General features: G+C 40.2%; 31 protein-coding genes. 6 read left to right on the top strand and 25 right to left on the bottom strand.

From position 1 onward, the window contains the following. Positions 1 to 74: 74 nt before the first annotated feature. Positions 75 to 260 (top strand): YtzJ family protein, encoded by a 186-nt coding sequence (locus tag ACXAEY_RS05935; RefSeq protein ID WP_270179567.1) that lies wholly within the window; start codon positions 75 to 77, stop codon positions 258 to 260. A 55-nt stretch (positions 261 to 315) separates the two neighbouring features. Here the strand turns inward: ACXAEY_RS05935 and ACXAEY_RS05930 are convergent, their stop codons facing one another. After that, positions 316 to 1,254, bottom strand: a complete 939-nt coding sequence (locus tag ACXAEY_RS05930; protein WP_474810864.1) for a DHH family phosphoesterase — start codon at positions 1,252 to 1,254, stop codon at positions 316 to 318. Between the two features lie 110 nt (positions 1,255 to 1,364). Here ACXAEY_RS05930 and ACXAEY_RS05925 point away from each other — a divergent pair, with 110 nt between their 5' ends. After that, positions 1,365 to 1,667, top strand: a complete 303-nt coding sequence (locus ACXAEY_RS05925; RefSeq protein ID WP_474810863.1) for a YtpI family protein — start codon at positions 1,365 to 1,367, stop codon at positions 1,665 to 1,667. A 38-nt stretch (positions 1,668 to 1,705) separates the two neighbouring features. On the opposite strand, the gene ACXAEY_RS05920 is transcribed toward ACXAEY_RS05925, so the two are convergent. The 13 genes from ACXAEY_RS05920 to ACXAEY_RS05860 all read right to left on the bottom strand — a co-directional run bounded on the left by ACXAEY_RS05920 (position 1,706) and on the right by ACXAEY_RS05860 (position 11,002). Continuing rightward, positions 1,706 to 3,016 carry a DRTGG domain-containing protein gene (locus tag ACXAEY_RS05920; protein WP_270179570.1) on the bottom strand — a complete coding sequence of 437 codons (1,311 nt, stop codon included), beginning with the start codon at positions 3,014 to 3,016 and terminating at the stop codon, positions 1,706 to 1,708. Between the two features lie 107 nt (positions 3,017 to 3,123). Further along, the gene (locus ACXAEY_RS05915) at positions 3,124 to 3,369 is read right to left on the bottom strand and encodes a hypothetical protein (RefSeq protein WP_270179571.1); all 246 of its coding nucleotides are present in this window, start codon (positions 3,367 to 3,369) and stop codon (positions 3,124 to 3,126) included. A gap of 110 nt (positions 3,370 to 3,479) precedes the next feature. After that, entirely contained in the window at positions 3,480 to 4,160 is a 681-nt protein-coding gene (locus tag ACXAEY_RS05910) for a metal-dependent hydrolase (RefSeq protein WP_474810862.1), read from the bottom strand. 68 nt (positions 4,161 to 4,228) lie between these two features. Further along, positions 4,229 to 5,773 (bottom strand): polyamine aminopropyltransferase, encoded by a 1,545-nt coding sequence (locus ACXAEY_RS05905; protein ID WP_474810861.1) that lies wholly within the window; start codon positions 5,771 to 5,773, stop codon positions 4,229 to 4,231. Between the two features lie 26 nt (positions 5,774 to 5,799). After that, the gene (locus ACXAEY_RS05900) at positions 5,800 to 6,195 is read right to left on the bottom strand and encodes a DUF350 domain-containing protein (RefSeq protein WP_270179574.1); all 396 of its coding nucleotides are present in this window, start codon (positions 6,193 to 6,195) and stop codon (positions 5,800 to 5,802) included. 19 nt (positions 6,196 to 6,214) lie between these two features. Further along, positions 6,215 to 6,787, bottom strand: a complete 573-nt coding sequence (locus ACXAEY_RS05895) for a DUF4247 domain-containing protein (protein ID WP_270179575.1) — start codon at positions 6,785 to 6,787, stop codon at positions 6,215 to 6,217. A gap of 26 nt (positions 6,788 to 6,813) precedes the next feature. After that, positions 6,814 to 7,485 carry a PspA/IM30 family protein gene (locus ACXAEY_RS05890; RefSeq protein ID WP_474810860.1) on the bottom strand — a complete coding sequence of 224 codons (672 nt, stop codon included), beginning with the start codon at positions 7,483 to 7,485 and terminating at the stop codon, positions 6,814 to 6,816. 13 nt (positions 7,486 to 7,498) lie between these two features. Beyond that, a complete protein-coding gene (locus tag ACXAEY_RS05885; protein WP_270179577.1) occupies positions 7,499 to 8,011 on the bottom strand; it encodes a DUF4178 domain-containing protein in 513 nt (170 codons plus the stop codon). A gap of 51 nt (positions 8,012 to 8,062) precedes the next feature. Continuing rightward, on the bottom strand, positions 8,063 to 8,533 hold the full coding sequence (locus tag ACXAEY_RS05880) for a DUF3939 domain-containing protein (protein WP_474810859.1): 471 nt from the start codon (positions 8,531 to 8,533) through the stop codon (positions 8,063 to 8,065). A gap of 81 nt (positions 8,534 to 8,614) precedes the next feature. Continuing rightward, on the bottom strand, positions 8,615 to 9,736 hold the full coding sequence (gene ald, locus ACXAEY_RS05875) for an alanine dehydrogenase (RefSeq protein ID WP_270179579.1): 1,122 nt from the start codon (positions 9,734 to 9,736) through the stop codon (positions 8,615 to 8,617). Positions 9,737 to 9,866: 130 nt separating this feature from the next. Continuing rightward, positions 9,867 to 10,208: a fluoride efflux transporter CrcB gene (gene crcB / locus ACXAEY_RS05870; protein WP_474810858.1), complete on the bottom strand. Its 342-nt coding sequence runs from the start codon at positions 10,206 to 10,208 to the stop codon at positions 9,867 to 9,869. A gap of 1 nt (position 10,209) precedes the next feature. Then, entirely contained in the window at positions 10,210 to 10,575 is a 366-nt protein-coding gene (gene crcB / locus ACXAEY_RS05865) for a fluoride efflux transporter CrcB (protein WP_270179581.1), read from the bottom strand. Positions 10,576 to 10,630: 55 nt separating this feature from the next. Beyond that, entirely contained in the window at positions 10,631 to 11,002 is a 372-nt protein-coding gene (locus ACXAEY_RS05860) for a hypothetical protein (RefSeq protein WP_474810857.1), read from the bottom strand. A gap of 116 nt (positions 11,003 to 11,118) precedes the next feature. Here ACXAEY_RS05860 and ACXAEY_RS05855 point away from each other — a divergent pair, with 116 nt between their 5' ends. After that, positions 11,119 to 12,462 carry a purine-cytosine permease family protein gene (locus ACXAEY_RS05855; RefSeq protein ID WP_474810856.1) on the top strand — a complete coding sequence of 448 codons (1,344 nt, stop codon included), beginning with the start codon at positions 11,119 to 11,121 and terminating at the stop codon, positions 12,460 to 12,462. A 20-nt stretch (positions 12,463 to 12,482) separates the two neighbouring features. Here ACXAEY_RS05855 and ACXAEY_RS05850 read toward each other — a convergent pair whose 3' ends face one another. After that, on the bottom strand, positions 12,483 to 12,653 hold the full coding sequence (locus tag ACXAEY_RS05850; protein ID WP_270179584.1) for a hypothetical protein: 171 nt from the start codon (positions 12,651 to 12,653) through the stop codon (positions 12,483 to 12,485). 100 nt (positions 12,654 to 12,753) lie between these two features. Here ACXAEY_RS05850 and ACXAEY_RS05845 point away from each other — a divergent pair, with 100 nt between their 5' ends. Continuing rightward, complete coding sequence (locus ACXAEY_RS05845; RefSeq protein WP_270179585.1) at positions 12,754 to 13,056, top strand: hypothetical protein; 303 nt, start codon at positions 12,754 to 12,756, stop codon at positions 13,054 to 13,056. 64 nt (positions 13,057 to 13,120) lie between these two features. On the opposite strand, the gene ACXAEY_RS05840 is transcribed toward ACXAEY_RS05845, so the two are convergent. From ACXAEY_RS05840 to sppA, 9 genes are all read right to left on the bottom strand, one after another. Further along, a complete protein-coding gene (locus ACXAEY_RS05840; RefSeq protein WP_270179586.1) occupies positions 13,121 to 13,627 on the bottom strand; it encodes a MogA/MoaB family molybdenum cofactor biosynthesis protein in 507 nt (168 codons plus the stop codon). A 1-nt stretch (position 13,628) separates the two neighbouring features. After that, positions 13,629 to 14,477, bottom strand: coding sequence for an EcsC family protein (locus ACXAEY_RS05835; RefSeq protein ID WP_270179587.1), 849 nt, complete (start codon positions 14,475 to 14,477; stop codon positions 13,629 to 13,631). Between the two features lie 110 nt (positions 14,478 to 14,587). Beyond that, a complete protein-coding gene (locus tag ACXAEY_RS05830) occupies positions 14,588 to 15,775 on the bottom strand; it encodes an acetate kinase (RefSeq protein ID WP_270179588.1) in 1,188 nt (395 codons plus the stop codon). A gap of 173 nt (positions 15,776 to 15,948) precedes the next feature. After that, positions 15,949 to 16,941, bottom strand: coding sequence for a class I SAM-dependent methyltransferase (locus ACXAEY_RS05825; protein WP_270179589.1), 993 nt, complete (start codon positions 16,939 to 16,941; stop codon positions 15,949 to 15,951). Between the two features lie 134 nt (positions 16,942 to 17,075). Further along, the gene (tpx, locus tag ACXAEY_RS05820; RefSeq protein ID WP_270179590.1) at positions 17,076 to 17,573 is read right to left on the bottom strand and encodes a thiol peroxidase; all 498 of its coding nucleotides are present in this window, start codon (positions 17,571 to 17,573) and stop codon (positions 17,076 to 17,078) included. Between the two features lie 124 nt (positions 17,574 to 17,697). Further along, complete coding sequence (ytfJ, locus tag ACXAEY_RS05815; protein WP_270179591.1) at positions 17,698 to 18,231, bottom strand: GerW family sporulation protein; 534 nt, start codon at positions 18,229 to 18,231, stop codon at positions 17,698 to 17,700. 25 nt (positions 18,232 to 18,256) lie between these two features. Continuing rightward, on the bottom strand, positions 18,257 to 18,862 hold the full coding sequence (locus tag ACXAEY_RS05810) for a hypothetical protein (protein ID WP_474810855.1): 606 nt from the start codon (positions 18,860 to 18,862) through the stop codon (positions 18,257 to 18,259). Positions 18,863 to 18,946: 84 nt separating this feature from the next. Then, the gene (locus tag ACXAEY_RS05805) at positions 18,947 to 19,420 is read right to left on the bottom strand and encodes an RDD family protein (RefSeq protein WP_474810854.1); all 474 of its coding nucleotides are present in this window, start codon (positions 19,418 to 19,420) and stop codon (positions 18,947 to 18,949) included. Positions 19,421 to 19,434: 14 nt separating this feature from the next. Then, positions 19,435 to 20,430, bottom strand: a complete 996-nt coding sequence (sppA, locus tag ACXAEY_RS05800) for a signal peptide peptidase SppA (RefSeq protein ID WP_474810853.1) — start codon at positions 20,428 to 20,430, stop codon at positions 19,435 to 19,437. Positions 20,431 to 20,660: 230 nt separating this feature from the next. Between sppA and ACXAEY_RS05795 the strand changes: the two genes are divergently transcribed. Next, entirely contained in the window at positions 20,661 to 21,458 is a 798-nt protein-coding gene (locus ACXAEY_RS05795) for an NAD kinase (RefSeq protein WP_270179595.1), read from the top strand. Between the two features lie 36 nt (positions 21,459 to 21,494). Here the strand turns inward: ACXAEY_RS05795 and ACXAEY_RS05790 are convergent, their stop codons facing one another. Continuing rightward, on the bottom strand, positions 21,495 to 23,090 hold the full coding sequence (locus ACXAEY_RS05790) for an amidohydrolase (protein WP_474810852.1): 1,596 nt from the start codon (positions 23,088 to 23,090) through the stop codon (positions 21,495 to 21,497). A 168-nt stretch (positions 23,091 to 23,258) separates the two neighbouring features. Between ACXAEY_RS05790 and ACXAEY_RS05785 the strand changes: the two genes are divergently transcribed. Next, entirely contained in the window at positions 23,259 to 24,332 is a 1,074-nt protein-coding gene (locus tag ACXAEY_RS05785) for an undecaprenyldiphospho-muramoylpentapeptide beta-N-acetylglucosaminyltransferase (protein WP_474814743.1), read from the top strand. Positions 24,333 to 24,348: the final 16 nt, after the last annotated feature.

Here is a 24,348-nt window from a genome sequence, read left to right as displayed (position 1 = left end):
TTGTCAGAAAAGTCGCATTTCTATATCTTGTAGTATATGATAAGAGTACAATAAGTTTATATGGAGGTGCAGCGATGGTTATCAATCGCAAAGAGCTAGCGAAATCAAAGGTAGCTGATTTAATGAACGGACGCTCAGCATACGCTGAAACCAAGGAATTAGCAACAATGATAAAAAAGGAACTGCAATCGCTCAATATCGACGTACATGAGGACGTGACAAACTTTGGTTCTTGGTTCATTCCTATTCCACAAGCCTAATTAGTAAAGACCGACTATCTCATTTTGAGGATGCCGGTCTTTATTTGTGTACAAATTAATAGTCTTTACAGACTTTATCAAGCTCATCTAACACCTGATCTGCCTCTTCCCATGTATAGACAGTTGCTCCAGCGGCCATTGGGTGACCACCTCCGTTATACCTTGCTGCAATACTATTCACCACTGGTCCTTTAGAACGAAGGCGTACTCTGATCTGATCTTCTTCTTCAATGAAAAAGACCCACGCTTTTAATCCTGCAACGTTTGAGAACGAATTCACGAGCTGTGACGCTTCACTCGCAGTGACACCATAGGAGGAAATCGTATCATTCGTTAATTTAATCCAACCTGCTCCCCCATGATTCATTTCAAAATGTTGAAGAACATGTCCATTTAGCCTTGCTATATGCTGTTCTGTTTTATAAAGTTCGTTATAAAGAGCACCAGTATCGATCCCATGTTTAAGAAGCTCTCCTGCATATTCAAATGTTCGCTTAGTCGTATTTGAGAACATGAACCTTCCAGTATCTCCAACGATTCCTGCATATAGAAGAAACGCACCTTCATCTGAAAGCATGTATCCACGGTCTTTAGCATGTATGTATAGATCAACGATCATTTCACTCACAGAACTTGAAGACGTATCTACCCATAGAATATCGCCGTAGGGATCCTCATTTGGGTGATGATCGATCTTAATCAACAACTTCCCTTTATTGTAGCGATCATCACTAATCCTAGGCTGATTTGCCGTATCACAAACAATTACAAGAGCATCTTCATATTCCTCATCTGAAACCTCATTCATTCTGTTTAAAAACATAAGAGAAGGTTCTTCTTCTCCTACTACAAGTACTTTCTTCTTTGGAAACGTTGCTTTGATTAACGAAGCTAACCCACCTTGTGAGCCAAGGGCATCTGGATCAGGTCTTACATGGCGGTGTATAATGATCGTTTCATAACTTTCAATCGCATCTAAAATTTGTTCCTTCATTTCATTACTCCTTTCATATCCTTTCCTATTTGTTAGGGAATCGTCATAGATTTTTAACCATAAGTTCTATACAATAGAGACGAGCCTTTAACATATGGAGGAAAGCATACATGCCAATCTTTTTTATACTAATTATATTCTCAATAGTATTTTATCTGTTTTACCGCGTGAAGTCATTCCGATCTCACGGAGTTGCAACCAAAGAGTGGTTAAATTCGAAAGCTAGCATTGCACTTGGGTTATTTCTCATTTTCTTTGCTATCAATTCGTTCACTATTTACATCACGACGGTTACATATATCGTTGGTGCGGTATTCATTTTACTCGGACTTGTTAATGTCGTCGTAGGTTATAAGAAATATAAACATTACCAGCCTTTCGCTATTCAAGAATACGAAAGCATGAACAAATAACGCTGAAGCGCCATGAGTTTTCTCATGGCGCTTTTGATTTACCGGTCGATTAATTGCGCCATCATTAGCGCCTTTCCCACGACAGTTCCTTCATGATAAATTTCAACATCTACCTTTCCAAACTTACGTGAGACTTCAAGGACCTTCGGAATAATTTCAATCGTATTATCGATTTGAACAGGTTTAATAAAATATAACGTGATGTTTTCTACAACAAGATCACCTTTTTTATACTTCTTCAAGACCCTGCTTCCCGCTTCAGTTACAAGGGTTGTGAATACGCCATAGGAAAGTGTTCCAAGAAGACTCGTCATTTGTGGAGTCACCTCACAAATGTATCGACTCTCAGTATTTGTAGACACATCATTAAACCTACTTGTGATCAAATCATCAAAGGTTTCCCCGATCTGCGGCTGTTGCTGAATGAGCTGCAGCGCTTTTAGAACATCTTGTCTGCTAACGATTCCGATTAAGCGCTGGTACTGATCAAGCACTGGGAGCATCTCGATTCCTTCCCAAATCATCGTGTGAGCTGCTGAAGCCACGGACGTTTGCTCATTCACAGTTAATGGGTGTTTTGTCATCACCTTCGTAATAGGAGTCTCATATTGTTCCCCTAAAACGTCTTTTGAAGTAACGATTCCTTGAACTTTCATGTTTGGATCTACAACAGGGTATCGACTATGAAGGGTGGCTTCGTTTAATTCATGCCACCGCCCTACATTCTCTGTCGTAACGAGGAAGCTCGTCTTGGTTAATGGCGTTAAAATGTCACTTACTAGAACGATTTCTTTTTTAATCAACTGATCATAAATCGCTCGATTGATCATCGTCGCAACAGTAAAGGAATCGTAAGAGGTCGAAATGATTGGAAGTTCATATGCGTCCGCCATTGCTTTCACTTCATCTTCTGCATCAAATCCCCCTGTTATCAAAACAGCTGCACCTGCTTCAAGAGCGATCTTATGGACATTATCACGGTTTCCTACAATAAGAAGGCTTCCTGGGTCTACATAACGCATCATCGCTTCAAGTTTCATTGCCCCGATCACAAATTTATGCAATGTTTTATGAAGTCCGTTCTTACCACCGAGCACTTGTCCATCCACTATGTTAACGACTTCTGCATAAGTAAGTTTTTCGATGTTTTCTTTTTCTTTCTTAGTAATTCGAATCGTACCTACACGCTCAATCGTACTAACAGTTCCCTTATTTTCAGCATCTTTAATCGCTCTGTAGGCTGTACCTTCGCTTACTTTAAGCTCTCTTGCAATCTGCCGAACGGAAATCTTACTTCCTACCTCTAGCGTCTCGATATAATCCAGTATCTGTTCGTGTTTTGTTGTCAATTACTTTCACCATGCTTTCTATGGTCACATCTGTATCACTATCTAAACTTCTTCTGTTATAGTGGTGTTTGAATTGACTTCATTATACATAACTAATGTGTGCAACTTCAACGGCTGTACTGCTTTTTTCTCGTTTCTACTTTAGAATCTGCCAATGGACGCGAAATATTTGGGTTTTTCTCTTTTCTCCCAAAGTACAAGCCAACGAAGTTTCCTCCCAATGCCATTAAAGCAAACACTAACCACAAGCCAAAAAATGCCCCTTCTAATGTTAGATCAAACTGAAAACGCGGCACTGCATCATATACTAAAAAAAGAATACACAGAACGGATAAAAAAAGTCGTTGCTTCACTTTCATTCCTCCCTAAACATTCTTATAAAAGGATATGAAAGAGCATGACCATTTAACACGTTAAAAAAGAACCGATGATAAAACACATCGGTTCTTTAAAGTAACGTCAACTATAACTTAATTGTATCCCCGGACTTCATTACTTTGCCCTTATTTCCTTTTAACTTATCTACAAAAGCTTCTGGGTTTTGTTCGATGACAGGAAACGTATTGTAGTGAACTGGTACAGTTAAGTCTGCATTGATCCATTCTGTAGCGATAGCCGCATCATCAGGTCCCATCGTAAAGTTATCACCGATTGGGATAAAGGCGAGGTCGATCTTCACGTCTGAAAGCAGCTTCATATCAGAATACAACGCGGTATCACCAGCATGGTAAACTGTCTTACCTTCAGCAGTAAACAGAATTCCAGCAGGCATACCTGTGTAAATAATCTGTTTACTTTCCTCATCCATATAGCTTGAACCATGGAAAGCTTGCGTCAGCTTGACCGTTCCAAAATCAAATTCGTGTGCTCCACCTATGTGCATCGGATGTGTATTTAATTCTTTCCAGCCTAAGTATGTCGCAAGTTCGAAAGGTGCGACAACGAGCGCATCATTTCGCTTTGCAATTTCAACAGTGTCACCAACGTGGTCGTTGTGACCATGTGTAAGTAAGATAACATCACACGTTACCTCGTTAGCATCAAGGTCGCATTGTTCATTACCAGTAATAAACGGGTCGATAAGAATCTTTGCTTTGTCAGTTACGATCTCAACTACTGAATGCCCATGAAATGTTACTTGCATCAAAACCGCTCCTTTACATGCTTAATAATGGATTCACCTGTTTTTTTCCCTTAGAACAATTTACTAAACTAATATTGTTGCCAAGCTCTCTCATATTTTTCGATAAGATTCGGCCGAATCAAAGTGTTTGGCTCGATGGTTACTTCATTTCCGTCCTCTATTATTGTAGAATCCTCGTCTTTACCAAATGCAGTTAAAGATGGAACAATTTCTGTCGTTAAATATTCGGTTTTGACCTTGATCCTTAAATCTTCACTGTTAACCTTTGTCCTCGTACCTAAAACGAATCCCCAATTCCCAAAACTCGGAACGTCTACATGAAGGTTTGTTGTATGTAACCCTGTCTCCTGAATGGTCTTTGAAATCGTCCAATAAGCTTCTGTTGCAAATACAGGGCTAGTTGCCTGCACCATCATGGCTCCTTCAGGCTTTAAGTGGTTTCTTACCAATGAGTAGAATTCCCAAGTATATAGTTTGTTCAAAGATTCATTATTTGGATCAGGAAGGTCACTTATGATCACATCGAATAGCTCAGTTTCATTCTCCAAGTATTTAAACGCATCAGCATTCACTACCTTGACACGGTCGTCATCAAACGCTTGTTGATTCAACTCTTCTAACATGTGATTGGCACGCGCGAGTTCGACCATGCGCGGATCAAGATCAACAACCGTGATCGAATCGACTTCATCATATTTAAGCAGCTCACGAACAGCAAGTCCATCCCCACCTCCTAAGAGTAGGATGTTACTTTTCTCCTCACTTGCAGCCATCGGTACGTGAACGAGAGTTTCATGGTAGCGATGCTCATCACTTGAACTAAACTGCAGCTGTCCGTTTAAATATAGCCTGAGATCACCCTGCTCCTTTGTTAGAACGATTCTTTGATAAGCTGTTTCTTCAGAGTGTATGATAGGATCTTTATAGAGACGTTGCTCAAATGAAAAAGCGATTTCCTCACCGAACAATACTCCTGCAATCATTGTGACTAGTGCAACTGATGCAGCAAAGATATATATCCCTTTTCTCACAATTTCTTTTCTAAATGATATGATCATCCAAAATGCAACTAATATATTGATCAATGCAACGAGAAATGCAGACTTAACTAGTCCAAATTCTGGTCTAAGATAAAAGGCAAACAACAGTCCTCCTACAAGTCCACCTGCATAATCTGAAAAAAGTACCCGCGCGGTACTTTTGTTCATCTCTACGCCTATTTCATTCGCTTTTCTAATTAAAATAGGTAATTCAAGACCAGTTAATCCACCTACTATGAGAATAATGCTATAAAGGAAAATTGCGGTTGACTCTTCACCTGCGATAGAAGTAATTCCAAAAACAGCAAAGCTTGAAATACCACCTATGATCCCAATCATAAGTTCGATGACAATAAACCTTGTTATAAGGTGTTTGACTACCTTTTCACTCAAAGAAGCTCCGATTCCCATGCCTGTAAGAAACAAAGAAATCGTAATCGTATACTGCTTTACACCATCCCCTAAAATGTAAGAGCCTAATGCACCAAAAAGCACTTCAAAGATGATGCCGCAAATTGAAACGATCCCTGAAGCCCAATACAGCTGACTGCTCTTATTTGTTACCCTACTCATGTCTTTCACCTTCAGCTGTCATATTCTTATGTAATGGATGCCCCCACTACAAATCCAAGTCCGATCGACACACACATCGATACGATCCCTACTGCTACCACACCTTCATGTAGCTTTTGTTCCACTGAAAAACGTCTTGTGAGAAAGTCAAAGATGTAATAAGCGACTAATTGTAAAACAACACCATATCCACCCCAAATGACAGTGTCTAAAACATCTGAACTGTGATAGATCGAGAAAGCTAAGATTAAACATATACCGATTATTTTTCCACCTATTGATAGTGCGACAGCTGTATTTCCTTTTTCGATCTCTTGCCAATCCTTATATTTAGTGGTAATCAATTCAAAGATGATTAACCCCGCTGCAACGACTACGATCGCTGCAATAAAATAGACGAACGTTAACAAAAATGGCCCCATTTTAATAACTCTCCTTTACTTATTTTCCTGTTCCTGGTCCTCCGCCACGGCTTCCAGAACCTCTAAATGAGGGGATTGTTGAAGGTCCTTTGTAATTTCCTCCAGTTGATAGATAGCCTCCATAACAATTCCCAAGGCTATTAGAACAACGTTTTTTTTGCTTCTTCCCCCAATCGTCAACGTCGAGAATCTCATCAAGTATGTAATAAGCTAATAAGCCATCGAAGAAACTTGGCTGATAATTGTCTCTAACGAATCCGATCGTTGCTACTTCTACAAGTGTGTTCGAATCACTTTCACCTTCTGTCAACGATACAATATAATCGTCATACACAAGAACTTGTTTACCATCTTTTAATTCGCTGACTTCATTCGGTTTAATTTGTTCTTGAAGATAGGAGGAGACAGCTGGAATATCTTTACCACCTGCTGTGTAAATCCTAGAAACATCACCAGTGTCCACGCTACTCTCCACAACATCTTCAAGTTGGTATTGATCCTCTACGACTTCCTGAATATCTTTCGTGATACCGCAAGCCGATATGAGTAGAACGAATGCTGTCAACAGAATTAATCCTGTCAGCCTTTTCATCCTTCCACCCCTTGAAGGGGAAAGAGTTATTCTTTCCCCATTTTTTTCTTAAGTTCTGCTAACTCATCGTCGATTCCATTGTTCTTATCGAGGGCATCTAGTTCATCATCTAAAGAGCGATCAGCAGAGCGCATATCTTCGCTCGTTTCAGCTTCAGCTTCATATTGAAGGACCTTTTCTTCCATTCTTTCAAAACCTCGTTTGGAATCGTCGCTACCGACTGAAGACATTGCACGGTTGATCTTTGTTTTTGTTTTTGCAGATTCCGCACGTGCTTTCAGACTATCTTTCTTCAATTTCATTTGGCGGTGTTCTTCTTTCATCTCATCAAGCTTGCTTCTTAATGAATCTGCATCAGCCTTTGCTCGTTCGTACGATTCTTTCATCGTTTCAGCTTTTGCTTGATGGTCTTTTTTATCTTCTAATGCTCTTTTAGCAAGCTCATCATTATCGGCTTCGAGTGCCTTCACAGCTTGCTCCTGACGCTTTTCTACCATCGCATTAGCGTCTTCCCATTTTTTCTTGAGCATCTTTTCGTTAGCAATCTGCTTTGCTACAGCTGTTTCAGCTTCACGGATATCCGCTTCCATATCTCTCATAAACTGTTCTAGCATTTTGACCGGATCTTCTGCCTTATCTAGCGCAGCATTCAATTCTGATGACATGAGTGTTTTTACTCGTTTAAACATTTTAAACATTTATTTCATCCTCTCATTTGCTTCCTGCAAGTATTTTAATTTCGTATTCCTCAATCTCATACCCTTTGCTCACTTCTACTTCTGTACCCCAAACTTCAACTGACAGAAATTCATCTTCATTCTTATCAGAGAAGTCATAGTATTCTACTTGTTGTCCATTAAGGTTACTACCTCTACCTGTACCCGACACAAGCGCTTTACCACTTTCATCAAGGTGGAATGTTGTACCATCGACCTTCACTTCTTGAGGTATGGGCTTAGAGAGTTTCTCTTTTACTGCTTTGTATATTCCAAGCTCCAGCTCATCGTCCATCTCAGCACTCAGCCAAATGGAAGATGACCCAGCTTGCAGTTGATAGGCATACCACTTGTATCCTTGGTTGTTATACGTTAGTGTCCCAACAACTTCGTAATCTTCAAGATCATACGTGATGATATCCCCCACTTGAATGTTAAAAACATTCCTGTCTTCTATCTTAGGCTGTTCTTTGTCTTTTTTGCCAAATAACTTTGAAAGAAAACTCATATTCACACCCCCTATCCTATACTCTATTTACGGATTCACTCGCAAAAAGTTTCACGTTTTTTTAAAACGACTTACCATATGTTCTTCCATCGTGATATAGAAATCAAATGGTGGTTTTTCATCGATCAACGATTTCTTTTGTAACTTATAGATGCTTACTTTATGATAGGGGTCTCCTTCTATTATAGGAAGTTCATCTTCTAATCTTACATATGAATCTACAGCATTTTGCACTTTATCGATCCACCGAGGTATTTCACGATCCTGTTCTGTGAAAAGTTCAAAGGTTTCCCTAGACATATAGAACGGATTTGACGGAATGCCTTTTAAAAACGGAGCAAGAAGCGTCATATCTATTCTATTATCTTCAAGTACGAGAACTTTAAGCGATATTCCTTCCCGCTTCTGGTCTGCAAATTCACTAACAGCTCGACGGATATCTTCAAGTGAAGCGTCGATCACGTTATATGGTTCAGAAGGAACAATGCCTTTCTCTTTTTTTCTCCAAAATTTAATGACCATTCCCCTCCTTCTATTTCGCTCAATGCTTTCCCTTTCATTATAGAAGAAAAAAGCAGCTGATCTCAGCTGCTTAACAAAGTATTAATTACTTCCTAACATTTTATTTGCACTGTTGTATTCTAAACCGTGAGCGTCTGCCACTGCTTCATACGTTACGAATCCGTCCATTGTATTGATTCCTTTTAGAAGTGGTTCGTTCTCTAGACAAGCAGTTTTGTATCCTTTATTTGCAAGTTGAATCGCATATGGTACTGTTACGTTCGTCAAAGCGATCGTTGACGTACGTGGAACAGCTCCAGGCATATTCGCTACTGCATAATGCACGACATCGTGTTTTGTATAAGTCGGATTATCGTGAGTTGTAATTTTGTCTGTTGTTTCAAAAATCCCACCCTGATCAATCGCAACATCCACGATTACAGATCCAGGCTTCATGTCTTTAATCATATCTTCTGTTACAAGCTTTGGTGCTTTTGCACCTGGTATCAAAACAGCACCGATAACGAGATCGGACTCTTTTACAGCTTCAGCGATGTTAAGAGGGTTAGACATCATCGTGTTGATTTCAGTACCGAAGATATCATCTAATTGACGCATACGTTCAGGACTAAGATCCATAATCGTAACGTCAGCACCTAGACCCATAGCGATTTTAGCTGCGTTCGTACCTACAACCCCGCCACCTATTACGGTAACTTTTCCTCGTTTAACTCCAGGGACTCCGCCGAGAAGGATACCTAGACCGCCTTTTGGCTTTTCTAGGAACTGCGCACCGATTTGTGCTGACATCCTACCAGCTACTTCACTCATAGGTGTTAGAAGAGGTAACGAGCCATTCGGTGCTTGAACGGTCTCATATGCGATTCCGATCACCTTATTTTCAACTAGAGCTCGAGTTAGCTCTGGTTCTGCTGCTAAGTGTAGATATGTAAATAAAATAAGTCCTTCACGGAAATAACCGTACTCTTCTGGTAATGGTTCTTTAACTTTCATAACCATTTCCATACTCCACGCTTCACTTGCAGTATCCACAAGGTGAGCACCAGCTTCAATATATTGTTCATCAGTAAAACCTGATCCAATACCTGCTCCCTTTTCAATATGCACTTCATGACCAAAATTAGTAAGACTTAAGACGCCAGCGGGTGTCATAGCCACTCTATTTTCGTTATTTTTTATTTCTACCGGTACTCCGATACGCATATATAATCCTCCTTCGACTTTCAAACTATAAATGGAAGGGTTTTTCTCAAAACCTCTATCATCATAACATTCCGATTACCAATTAGGAACCTTTCCTCCAAAAAATTTTGAAACCCTTTTCAAAGGTTCTTCACACAACAAGGATATAACCTAAAGCAGCCATTAACAACCCACCGCATGTACTGATGACCACATAAATAATAGCAAGGTACTTATGGTTAGAAGATAGATCGATCGTTTCGTAAATAAAAGTAGAAAATGTCGTTAACGCACCAAGAAAACCAGTCGATACTGCTGGCCCAAATTCACTTGATCCGTAACCGACGCCTAATAGAAAGCTTCCTACCAGATTAACTATTAATGTGGCTAACGGGAATCCTTGCATGAAGCTCATTTTATTAAACAATAGAGTAACGATATACCTTAATAGCGCTCCTGCAGCCCCACCAACCGCGATCAACAACCATTGCAAGCTACTCCCCCCTAACACGCTTCGCAAGGAACACACCGATTACAGCGGCCAAAAGTCCTAAGACAACACTACCCATTCCATAAAGAAAAGCAGTCATGAACTGACCTGCTTTTAAATAAACGAATAAATCTAAAGAATACGTAGAAAACGTCGTAAAAGAACCGATCAGCCCCGTTGCGATCAGCTTTTTCTTCCATTCAGAAAGGGTATTATTTTGAATAAAACGGTAAAAGAAACCTAATAAAAGCGAGCCGATGATATTGACGAGAAAAGTTGAGAAAGGGACACCGTTCATCATAGTGCCGACCGTACTTCGTAGGAGAGCCCCAACCGCTCCACCAACTGCAACAGCGAAACTATATCTCATTTCTTAACTCCTTTGATCAATCTTTTCTCATCTTATCGGATCCAAACTCTAAAGTCTACTCACTATCCTCTTTATCCCAAACCCACGTATAGAGTCTCCCATTAGCATCCATCCATTTCATTTCGAACCGGTCTGCGTCATAGCCATACTTTTTTATTCTCGTTACCAGTTCATCAACCTGAGAAAGCTCTGAAACGTTCAGGTGTTCATAGAGTGATGTTACATCTTCCTTCGCATCAGCACCTTTTCTAACTAAGCTCCCCTTTTCCACCTCGTATTCGTTCGGGCTTGAAAATTCCCATTCATTTTCAACACCTTGAGAGATGACAGTACATTTGAACAAGAAACTATTTTGTAAGGAAGATGCTTCTGCCCGAAACGGGACGCTCACCATAAGAATTGCTAGGATTACACTTAGCTTTTTCATAAGATCACCTCTTCTTTATGCTGAGAAAAAACTTTGATAATTATTCCTCTACTTCTAGATTGCAACATTCTCTTTACCAAACTAAAATAGAAGTAAGCACACAAAAAGGAGTCTCCATGAATTCAACTAACAAACAGCAATCGAAAATTGAACGATTCGGTCTAGAATCTGTGCCACAAAACTTACGTACAACATCTTGGTACGAATATGCGATGATTCAAATGACGATTTCAGTAAATGCCGGTAATTTCTTAGTTCCAGCTCTTGCTGTTCTAGAAGGTGGATTGTCTTTTACCTGGGCAGTGCTTTCTACTGTATTAGGAGCGATGCTCGCTTTTATATTCGTCTCTTTTCTCTCCTTCCCAGGTGCGAGGAAAGGAATTCCTTCACAATATGCAGTACGTTCCTTCCTAGGACATAAAGGCGCGCAATATTTTGCGTCACCTGTACGAACCATTACGTCACTTTACTGGTTTGCAGTACAAACTATAGGGGGAACCTACATGGCTGTCGAATTGGTCGATCGCGTCCTTTCGATCAAGCTGCCCTTCCTCCCAGTCACTCTCCTTTTAGCAACGATTATGGCTACACTTGCATTAGTAGGGTTTAATGCAGTTAAGAAAGCAACCGTCTTCATCCTCCCATTGTTGTTTGCGGGGACTGTTTCGATGATCATTGTCTTCATTACCTCGGATGTTGGAGGAAAACCATTTACTTCCATATTATCGAGTCATGAAGCTCCTGAGTATTCCACTGTGTTTTTCTATTCAAGTCTAGCGTTCGTACAGTATGTATCAGGTGTGAGTAGTTCATCTGACATGACGAGGTATGCTCGTACAGCAAAACATGCTTTTATTGGATTGTTTGTAGGCAATTCTATAGGATTTTTATTTACCGCTGTTTTAGCTGCGTATACAGCCTCTGCTTCAGAATCATGGAATCCGTTTCTCATTACAAGTCGTTATACTGACTCAGGAATATTATTAACCTTTATCTTTGTAGCCGCACTATGCTCGATGTTTACGATTAATATCAGCAATGCGTATACAGGCGGTTATAGCCTCTTAAACACCTTCCCGACTTTAGGAAGGGTGAAAAGCGCTATTGTACTTGGGATATGTGCAATTGCATTGAGTGCATTTCCAGCGCTTGTCGATGAAGCTGAACAGTTCATCTCATTATTAGGTGCATTCGTTATTCCTCTGTCTGCTATTATCATTACCGACTTTCTCATCATAAAAAAAGCTCGTTTTACAACCGAATTGCTTTCATCGATGAATAATAAAGAGAATGTAATCAACCTAGCAGGGTTTAGCGCTATTGCACTCGGAATGTGCACTTACTTACTGCTCCCCACTTCATTATCTCCAGGATTTTTATCGTTTTTACTAACCTCTCTCCTATACGTTGGCATTAAGAAATGGGGCTGTAATAGAAAAAGCAAGAAAGTTCATGTGTAACACATGAACTTTCTAACAACCTAATAATAGCTTTTTCTATCTTGTTTTGGAGGAAACTTATTGTTTTTTCCTTGCTTAACGGCTTCATCTTGATCAATGACGCCGCTTTGGTATGATTCACTTAACTGCTGATGCACAGTCATTTCACCGCTTTGATCATAGATCAATTCATCTTTATTTTTATTCACCAAAAAAACCTCCCTTTGATTCAGTCTTGCTTCTTTAGTGTTCCCCGCCCACTTTTAAATATCAAAGGAAGGACACGTTATCATCTAGTAAGGAGGGAAGAAAATGTTTACATTTTATCGAGACGAGCGATTACAAATCGATGTCCCAATCCTGGAACTGTTTTGGGAGGAGCTTGCCCTAGACGAACAGGAAGAGATCTTACTCAGATGGGAACAAATTAGAAGTACGATTCCAGATCGAATCATTGAACTTGAAGGAAAGATTATGGAAAAACAATCACAGCTAAGTAATGAAGAAAATTTTGAAACCTCGTGCAGTTTGAACACGCAAATTGCTGATCTTGCTTCGATTATTAATGATTTATGGTTGTGGTACAGAAAGACCTTTTTGATCACAACAAAATAAACTCTCGATGTATAGTAAAAGGCTGCCATAGTTGAACGGCAGCCCTTTTGATCAATCACCTTATTCACTTATTTATTTCTCTTACTACATGAGGCAATTCAGGTACGATTAATTTCGACATACCCAATTTAACCGCTCCCGAGGATCCAGGTAATGCGAAAATAGCCGTTTCACTTAATACGCCTCCGATGGCCCGTGATAACATAGCGGGAGATCCGATATCTTCTGTATAACTTAGCATTCGAAACAGCTCTCCAAACCCAGTGAGCTCTTTCTCAAGCATATTGGCAATCACATCATATGTAACATCTCTTTTTGAGATGCCTGTACCACCATTCAGCAAAATCGCATCAACTTCTTTGTTAGTTACACCACGCTCCACTGCGTTTTCAATCGCTTCTTTATCATCTTTAATAACAACTCGATCAATAATGTGGTGATTTTTCTCCTCGAGCATTTGGGACATGAGCACACCGCTTTTATCGGTTTCAAGTGTCCTCGTATCACTGACTGTTACAATAAGTACACGTATAGACGAGGGTGCATTTGCCTTATGTTCTTTCACGCTCAATTCATACACCTCGCTCCATTTGTAGCTCCATTAAAAATCGTTTTTGATAAAACTTATGAGCAGACTCACTTACCGATCGGGTGAATCGATAATTTAAGCTAGCTCCAATCGCAATTCCAAACAGCGGGATACCTTGAATAACTTTTTTCCTCAGCATCATCAAAACAGTACCCTTTACCATTTGCTTCATAGGACCTTGTAGCCAGTTCAAATCAGCTACCTCCTCACTTCCTTCATAAAAGTAAGGATGCTCATGTCCCTGCGAAATTTCTTCTTCTAGAGCAACCCAGCCTTGTTTCTGAAGGCCCTTTGGCAGCGTTGCCATATGAAACACTTTTAAAGCGATCATCATTTCGGCTGGATAGCTAACCGGATAACCGTACGTCATCGCAATCAGTTGCACTGTACGTAAGTTTATTGCCAGAACAGCCGGTATATCTAGACCTAACAATAATAAACTTCCTGTACCTGAAAGTCCCCCTTGAGCAAGGGAAACCATTTTCTGTCGGGCAATCTGTTGATCCGCTATGTAAGCAAGTTGGTCGACGGAAAGCTTCTTCATATCTTGGATTTGTTCTATTTCAGGGTTAAATAACCGTGCATCGGTTAATAAACGATTGCTTGCATCAACTTGAGACTGGGAATTTTGGATGAAAGCATGCATGTGGAACAATACTGAATCAATGACCGAATACATCTTATTTCTTGTGGTTGAATCAACTGTCTTAAGCTGATATTCATACCACTTCTGAAACGTTCGTTCAATATCAGTAGCATGCTGAGCGAAATGCTCTTTTTCCCATTGCTTAATTTCTTCCAACCTTCTCTCTTCTCTTTCAGTCCATACCAATCACAACCGCTCCCTTCATGTAATACTATGTTTATATTGTATCTTTTTCAGAGTAAAACTTCCAATCGCCATAAAAAAAAGAGCACCTGCTAAGCAGATGCTCTTACCTATTATTGAGAAAGACGAACTGTGTCTCTTGCAATGACCACTTCTTCGTTTGTTGGAATGATAATAACTTTCACTGGAGAGTGAGGATAGCTGATGAATGCTTCTTTTCCTCTTACCTTGTTGAGAGCGGGATCCCAATAAACACCCATAAACTCTAGCCCACGTAATACTCTCGCACGAACTGTATCACTGTTTTCACCGATACCAGCTGTGAAGATAATCGCATCAAGACCTGACATACGCGCAGCATACGAACCGATGTACTTGTGGATTCTTGATGTGAACACTTCTAGTGCAAGCTCAGCACGTTCGTTACCTGCTTCCGCTTCAGAAGTAATGTCACGAAGGTCACTAGAGAATCCTGATACACCTAGGAGACCACTTTTCTTATTCAACGTATTAAGCACTTCTTCAGCAGTTTGTCCTGTTTTCTCCATAATGAATGGAATTAAAGCAGGGTCAATGTTTCCAGAACGAGTACCCATTGTTACACCAGCTAGTGGAGTGAAGCCCATCGACGTATCGATTGAGTTTCCGCCTTCGATCGCAGCGATTGAAGCCCCGTTTCCAAGGTGACACGAAAGAAGACGTAGTTCTTCTAGTGGACGACCTAGTAATTCCGCTGCACGTTCAGACACATATTTGTGTGATGTCCCGTGGAATCCATATTTACGAATCCCGAAATCTTCATAGTACTCATAAGGAAGACTATATAGGTAAGATTGTTCAGGCATAGATTGGTGGAACGCAGTATCAAAAACTGCAACAGCAGGAACATCAGGGAGAATTTCTTGGAAAGCACGGATTCCGACCAAGTTTGCAGGGTTATGCAATGGTGCTAGTTCCGATACTTCTTCAATTCCTTTCATTACTTCATCCGTAATGAGGGCGGAGTCATTAAATTTCTCTCCACCATGTACGACTCTGTGACCAACACCTTCGATTTCATCATATGATGAAATAATTGAGTGTTCGAACAGCTTCTCTAGTAACATTTTCACAGCAACTGCATGATCAGGGATCTCAGTTACACTCTTATCTTTTTCACCGTTTACTTCAATTGTAAAAATGGCGTCATCAAGACCGATACGTTCTACAATTCCTTTAGTGATAACAGTTTCTTCCGGCATATTTAAAAGTTGAAATTTTAAAGAAGAACTACCGGCGTTGATTGCTATTACTTTCGCCATATGTGACAGCTCCTTTTATACTGTGATTAACGACACGAAAATAGAAGGGGTATACCCTTCTATCTTTTCACACCTTACTTATTTAAACACCCAAAATGACTTTATTCAAGATGAAAACCGCTTACATAAAAGTATTCCGCCAATTCTGATTTGTAAACGTTTCATAACGGATGTTAGGTAAGCTGTTGAAACCATCCGTTTATTTGTTGCATCATATTCACCATCGCTTCTCTGTTGGAGAAAGAAGGGAGCTTTGCCATCATCACTTGCTTCGGTTTTAGAGCCTTATCGCCTTTTTTCTGAACGACAAGAATGCTTTTAGCTTGCGCTTCGTTAGCAAAGAGGCTCGTTGGAAGTTGAATGATTCCGTGAATGTTCGATCGTTCATTGATTAGGTTTTGAATGTGATGACCTCTTTCATCATTGAACAAGAAGTTAGGAATCATAAAGAAGAGCATTCCGGATTCTTCTGTCATATTTAAACTTTGCTCGATTAACAGGTGATGAACATAAGACATCCCTTCATCAGCTTTTAACGTATAGTTCAGAGCAACTTCCTCATGCGGATAATACCCAACAGGTAAATCTGTAACGATCGTATTTACTTGTGGCACATAAAGGTCTTTTACGCTATCTTGATGTAAAAACTCAACTTGATGCTTTTGCAGGTTTGCATTAATAAATCCAATGTGCAGTAATAAATCATCAGCATCTGCTCCATAAGACAAGACCTTTTGTGTTTTAAGCTGATTTAAGACAGCAGTCAGTAAATTTCCGGTACCTACTGCTGGGTCGAGAAGCTTCACTTCTTCAAGATTTAATACTTCTGTGTATTTGTTTACGAGGAAACCGATCAGATGCGCAACACTATCCGGTGTCATAGCATGATGAGGTTGAACACCTTTTTTCATACCTTTTAATATCGCAAGCTGAATTCCTTTCCGAATCGTTTCTTTTTCTGCACCTTCTAGAGTAAGTGGTTCATATAGCTTCTTAAGACGTTCGATCGTCTCATCGTCTAATTCTTCTTGAAGCACAGATTCTTCAAACAAGTTTAAACCCGTTTCAACAAGTGCTTCTAAATAAGTCATATCTAATTTATTTTGAATGACCAATGTCGATTCATCGAGTATGTTGAATAAGTTTTCTACAGTTAATTCGTTCATTTTTTTGGCCTCCTGCCTATTAGTTCGCCGATTCTATTGTAAACAGTAAGGAACCGTTTCGCAAATAACATCGTTTATGAGGCGAAGACGATTTAAAAAAGGACTTCGATGTACACCATCGAAGTCCTTTCCTGTTAGTCAGCTTGTTTTGCAGCTTCTAATGCTTTTTCATAGTCAGGGTGATCTGTTGCTTCACTGAGATACTCTGTGTAAACAACCTCATCTTTACTGTTCACAACGAAAACTGCTCTCGTAAGTAAGCGAAGTTCCTCAATCGCAACACCATATCCTTTACCGAATGACAAGTCACGATGATCTGAAAGTGTGATTGCATTTTCAATTCCAGCAGCTCCGCACCAGCGTTTTTGAGCAAATGGGAGGTCGGCACTGATCGTTAGGACTGATACATTATCAAGCTTAGCACCTTCTTCATTGAATCTACGCGTTTGAGCATCGCAAACCCCAGTATCAAGTGACGGAACAACGCTGATCAGACGAACTCCAGAATAATCTGAGAGCTTCTTTTCCGACAAGTCGTTCGCAAGCACAGTAAATTCAGGCGCAGTGTCACCTTTCTTAACTTCTTCTCCAAGAAGAGTCATAGGCGTACCTTTAAATGTAATATTTGCCATTTTAAAACCTCCTTTATGAGTTGGTCGTATGTACGACTATCCTCATCATATCGGTGACTCGTTATTATTTCAAGAAAAGCGATGTGTTGTCATACATAAAAAAAACCCGGTATCTTAACCGGGTTTAGAATCCTAAATCCTGTTTTTCGTCATTTTGTTGTTGGCCTCTTTGCTGAGAGCGATACTTGCCTTGAGATTGCCTAGACTGAGAATGATCCGATTGACCATTTTGACTACTCTTATGGTTGTCTTTTCCCTGGCTGCCCATGCTTTGAAGCATGCCTTGTATTTTCTCGATCGCCTGTGGAGCAAGGTCTAAAAGCCTTTCATAAAGGTGAGTCGTATTATCGAGATGAATCATTTTGATGTCGCTACCACTTACGATTAAGAAAGCAATCGGAGTAATCGATACACCGCCACCACTTCCACCACCAAAAGGCTCTCCTTTACTTTGATCCTTTTGCGAAGACTGAGATTGTGATTTAAGCATGAATTCGCTACCGCCCGCAGCAAACCCAAAACCTACTTTCGATACGGTTAAAATCACACTTCCGTCCGGCGTTTCTACCGGATCGCCAATGATCGTATTAACATCGATCATATCTTTCAAGTTTTCCATCGCTGTCTGCATGAGTCCTTCTATCGGATGCCCACCCATATGAATCCCTCCTTCACTTATACCGTTAAGCCTCCTGAAGCTTTTTCTGAGACTTCAATAATTTAATCACCGCGATCATAGCATGCCCCAGTTTGAAAGTTATCATGCATCTTATATAAGTCTGAATTGTTTTTACTTCATACATCGGCGTAACGATCAGCTGAGGAACGGCTAGTAAATTTGTGTAGTGGGAGAGAACAGCAAATAAAGCTATTTTAGTATTCAGCAATAAATCAGCTCCTACTGCTGTCGTCGCTGCATTCCCTATTCCAATATTAGTTTCCCATTGAACAGTTCTTATGTTTGTCTTTCGTAGCATGAATGAAGCTGCTTTCCTACTTTCCATTCCCCTGCTAAACCATATCTTTGACTTTTTTATTCCTTCTAGTGGCGAAAAACGTTTCTGTTCTCTCACTTTTTCCTTTAACTCTTCTTCTTTTTGTTCAAGCAGATCAATTAAAGGAATCCTCGTAGAGTGAGAAATGAGGCCAAACAACGCTGAAATTTCAACTGCCACTTCCTCAACTGCTTTAGAATGCTCCACCATCAATGTGAGTTTGACTGTTGAGAACAATATAAGCAAAGTTACTAATAGAAGTAGTATGAATATGATGCCGACTGCGATATACATGTTTGCCCTCCACCTCCCACCACTCAATAAAACAATTATGTATAGAATAAACCTGCCCAATAGAGGCAGGTTTATTCAAAAATATTATTTTTCTTCATGAACGACGATTGTATCTGCAAAGATATCATGGAGCCCTTTTTTCTGCTTAGTGAACCCCACCATGATATATCCTACAAATAAAATTGTTTTACTAATAAATCTTCCGATCCCTTCTCTAAAAATGACAGTTCCCCACGTGAGATCTTCCTTTTTTTCTCTCCTAACAGTTAATCCAAACAACATCTTGCCTAATGTTTGAGAAAGGAATTTTGTCATCAAGATGAAGTAAGCATAGAAGACGATTCCTGTCAGTACACCTTGTATAGGTAAGAATCCCGGCTCGCCCGGAGGAATTTCAAGCCATTTCACAAAAGGTGTAATCAGAATTCCGTTCAAGCTTGCAATTACGATAACGTCAACGATATATGCCCAAAATCGCATCCAGAAACCCGCATATCTAACACTGGATTCCTCTACAGATGCAGGAGGGGCAGTATGCACGTTCATTGTCTCATCCATTTCTGCCTACCTCCTTATTCAGAATATAAATACATGAGTTTCGGTGATGGCGGAGTTGATAAGAGCTGCTGGATTCCGAGCAGATCTTTTTCTGATCCCATCAGCTTAGCTGCCGTCATTTCGAACAGAGATTCGAAGCCAAAACTCTGCTTATACTGAACGACTCTAAGCTTGCTGTCACCAAGTTCTCCTCTCATATCGTTTATCGTATCTTCAAGATTACCTAACCCATCAACAAGGTTAACATCTTTTGCTTGACGGCCATCATAGATTCTCCCATCTGCAAGCTCTTTCACTTGGCTTTCATCCATTCCTCTTCCTTCGCTAATCACTCGAACGAATGCTTCATAGGAGTTATCGATCATCGATTGAAGAATTTCACGCTCTTCTTCACTCATTTCCCGATTCGGAGACATGATATCTTTATAAGGACCGCTCTTAATCGTTTCCCATTTCACGCCAACTTTTTCAGCAAGCTCAGAATAATTCATCGACTGCATGATGACGCCAATCGATCCAGTAATGGTTGATGGACTCGCATAGATTTTATCTGTAGGAGCGGAAATGTAATAACCTGCAGAAGCAGCCATACTACCCATTGAAACGTATATCGGTTTATCCGTTTTCTCTTTTAATTCGAGAATCTTGTCATGAATTTCTTCACTTTCAACCACTCCACCGCCAGGAGTGTTGAGCCTGAGTATAATCCCTTTTACGCTCTTATCTTCACCAGCGTGCTCTAAGCGTTTCAAAAACACGTCATGGTTATAACCTGCCTGAGGTAAAAAGCTCGAGCCCTGTGCTGTGTCTTGAATAACACCTTCTACATTTAAAACGACGATCTTATTGAGGCTCTTCCCCTCTTCGATAACCGTTTCTGCGAATTCATCAGATGAGTTCAATTCTTCTTGCCAGTTTCCAAAGGCAAGGCTTGAAACAACATTGAATCCAATCGAAACAATAATTAATACCATTGCAATTCCAAGCGCTAGCCATCGTTTTCCATTCATAATAGACCTCCTCTACATTCTACCTTATGTACGTCTTTGCTCGGTTATTGGTTTCATAATTTCGAGAATACCATACAGATTAACGAACTGCACCATTTTTGAAATGTAAGGAATGAATTTAGGGCGTAAAGATAAACTAAGGACGCACTGATAAAATAGCTAATTTTTTCTTTTTTCTAAATTCAGAGAATGGTACAGTTAAGAAGACAATCGTTGGAGGAGGAATTTGCATGCCAAATCGTCGTAATTTATTTTTCTTCTATAAAGAGACTGAAGAACTTCGAGAAAAAGTTGAACCTTTAAAAGAACTTGCAAGTAAATATGATTTTCATGTTGTAGACGATCCGAAAGACGCGAGTATCATCGCGAGTATCGGAGGTGATGGATCGTTTCTACAAGCAGTAAGAAAAACTGGTTTCCGCGAAGACTGTCTTTACGTTGGGATCTCTACAGGAGAGTTAGGTTTTTATTGTGATTTTCACATCGATAACTTGCCTGAAATGGTCGAGAATATCCTATCAGAAGGAATTGAAGTAAGACGTTACCCAACGATCGAGGTTAATGTTAACGATGAATCTTCTTTCTTTTGTTTAAATGAATGCACGATTAGATCGTCGATCATCAAAACACTAGTGATGAATGTTCATGTAGAAGACTTCCATTTCGAAACATTCAGAGGAGACGGATTGATCGTTTCGACTCCTACGGGTAGTACTGCTTATAGCAAGTCTGTTAGCGGAGCTGTCGTGGATCCGAAATTAGCATGTATGCAGGTTAGCGAAATTGCTTCACTCAATAACAATCATTACAGAACGCTCGGCTCTCCGTTTTTATTGAGCGACGAGAGAACGCTCTCGCTTGAAGTCGTACAAGATGGAAACGATTATCCAATCATCGGAATCGACAACGAAGCACTAAGTATCCAACACGCAAAGAAACTTACGATCCGCATCCCAGATAAGCGAATCAAGACAGTCAAGCTGAAAGACAACTCTTTTTGGCACAAAGTGCAGCGCAGTTTTCTTTAATAAAAAAGCACCGCATGTTTGCGGTGCTTTTTCACATTAATCAAAGTCTTGATATTGAATGGTTTCATCGATGACAGTCATAACGGCTTTTGTGTCTAACATCAAGTCAGGATCACAAGTAAAGATATCACGGTTTAACACTGTAAAATCAGCATCCATACCTTCCTTAATGATTCCTCGCTCCTTTTCTTTACCTATCGCATATGCGCTTCCCTTTGTGAACAAGCATACTGCTTCATACACAGAAAGCTTTTGATCAGGATAATACCCATCATGAGTGTCGTTCGGCCGCTTCCGAGTCACAGCCGCATGTATCCCTAAAAGCGGATCAACTGGTTCGATTGGTGCATCTGATCCACCTGCAATCGGAATTCTGTTATCGAGTAACGTTTTCCATGCGAACGACCATTTCATCCGTTCTTCACCTAAACGCTCCATCACCCAAGGGAAATCAGAGGCAACGAATCTTGGCTGGATATCTAATATCACCGGCAGTTGTTTTAGCCTATCGATTAAATCCTGGTTAACGACTTGAGTATGAATCAAACGATCTCTGAGACCATGATGTGGTGGATGTTTTCCGATCGCATCGATCGCATACTCTAACGCTAGGTCACCGATTACATGGATTGCAACTGGCATATGATGAGTCCTTGCTTTTTGCACAAGTTTTTCTAAGCCTTCTACACTGTGGATCGCGACTCCAGAAGTATTTGGTGAATCATTATATGGAACGCTTAACAAAGCAGTACGTCCGCCAAGAGCTCCATCTGCGAATAGCTTCATCGCACCTAATTCAACATATTCTGTGCCATCCCCAAAACCTAGACCCTGCATCCTCATCTCTTCGATCACTTCGTGGTGGACAAGCAAATTAGCTCTAAACTTTCGGGTACCATTGATTACATTTAGAAACGTTTTGTATGTCCGAGTAAATCCTCCATAGTAATTAAGATCTTCCGTATGACCACCTGTAACACCTTTTGAAATGAGGTCGTCAACAGAAGAAGTCAGTGCTTTCTCAAGAAAAGAAAGACTTACTTCTGGCATCGCGTCTTTCACTAATTCTTGAGCTTTATCAAGAAGGTAGCCAGTGGCCCTTCCGTCATTATCCCTCATGATGACACCGCCTTCAGGATCAGTAGTGCTATCTGTAATGCCTGCTAGATCCATGGCGATTGAATTGGCAAGAATGGCGTGTCTACAAACTCTTGTGAGCATCATTGGATTATTAGGAGCAATTCGATCGAGTTCATCTCGATGGAATATTTTTCGATCCGGAAAATTATTTTCATTCCAACCTTCACCAATGATCCATTCATTAGGAGAAGATTCATTAACTTTTTCAACTAACAAGCGTTTCATCTCTTCAGCTGAATCTACTAGAGACAAATCGAGTCGAAGAAGCTTCTCACCGTGACCTATCATATGAAGGTGACTATCAACAAAACCTGGAATCATGACATTCCCTTTTAGATCATGCCAGGATTGTATATGATTTCCAAATTCATCGGTTAGCTCTGAAAACGTACCTGTTTTCACAACCTGACCACCTTCTGTATAAACGGCTTCCACTGTGCGTCCCTCATCGACGAGGGTGTAGATTTTTCCACCATACCAAAGCTTCCCCACTGAAATTCTCTCCTTCTCTATGTAAAATATCAAAATGTAGATATATTGTATCATTACACTCCTGTACTGTGAATCTTCTGGATTTTCACACACGACTCTTTGTACAAATTTAACTCATGATACAATAAGGAGTACGCTATGAACATTTGTGAAAGTGAGGGCAATACGTTGAAGAAGAAAATACTATTTACTGGTGGGGGCTCTGCTGGCCACGTTACGGTAAACTTGGCATTAATACCCCGTTTTCTTAAAGAAAATTGGGATGTTCATTATATTGGCTCAATAAATGGAATTGAGCGCGAGCTGGTTGAACCAGTTTCCGGCGTGACCTATCATCATGTGGCCACAGGCAAATTACGACGTTACTTTGACTGGAAGAATTTTAAAGATCCATTTAAAGTAGTAAAAGGCGTGGGGGAAGCGTTCGCCATCATTAAGCGAGAAAAGCCCTCTGTTATATTCTCAAAAGGTGGGTTCGTTTCAGTTCCGGTTGTTATTGCAGCTAAATTAAACAAAGTTCCGGTTATCATACACGAATCAGACCTAACGCCAGGACTCGCAAACAAAATAGCGATTCCATTTGCGTCTAAAGTATGCACAACTTTTCCCGAAACCGTTAAGCACCTTCCTGAAAGTAAAGCAGAATATATAGGTGCAGTCGTTCGAGATGAGCTGAAGCAAGGTAAAAGGGATGCTGGCTTATCGTTTACTGGTTTTGATGGGAGGAAGCCTGTGATGTTAATCATGGGAGGTAGCCTTGGAGCGAAGAAAATTAATGAAGCGGTAAGAAACAAGCTTGATGAGCTACTCCAAACGTTCGATATCATTCATTTAACAGGAAAAGGTCAATTAGATAACTCTCTCAATCAAAAGGGTTATAAGCAATATGAGTATGTTTCCGAAGAACTTCCTGATCTATTGAAGATGGCTGATTTAATTGTTTCTCGTGCTGGTTCAAATTCTATCTTTGAGTTCCTAGCTCTTAAAAAACCAATGTTGCTCATTCCACTTTCGAGGGCTGCCAGCAGAGGTGATCAGATCTTAAATGCACAATCCTTTAAAAAATCCGGGTATGCGAATGTACTCCTTGAAGAAGATCTTAATCCAGCTTCTTTCATCACAGCAGTTGAAGAAACATACACCAACAAAGATCGATACATCATTTCGATGGAAGAAGATAACGCAGGCGATCAAGCAAGCAAAATTGAGCAATTGATTAAAACGACAGCAAAGAAAAAATAAGAAAGACCAAAAATAA

It is taken from the genome of Anaerobacillus sp. ABA4_114, from assembly GCF_056159065.1.
The sequence above is the reverse complement of the archived record's forward strand: the minus strand, read 5'-3'. Positions and strand labels throughout refer to the sequence as shown.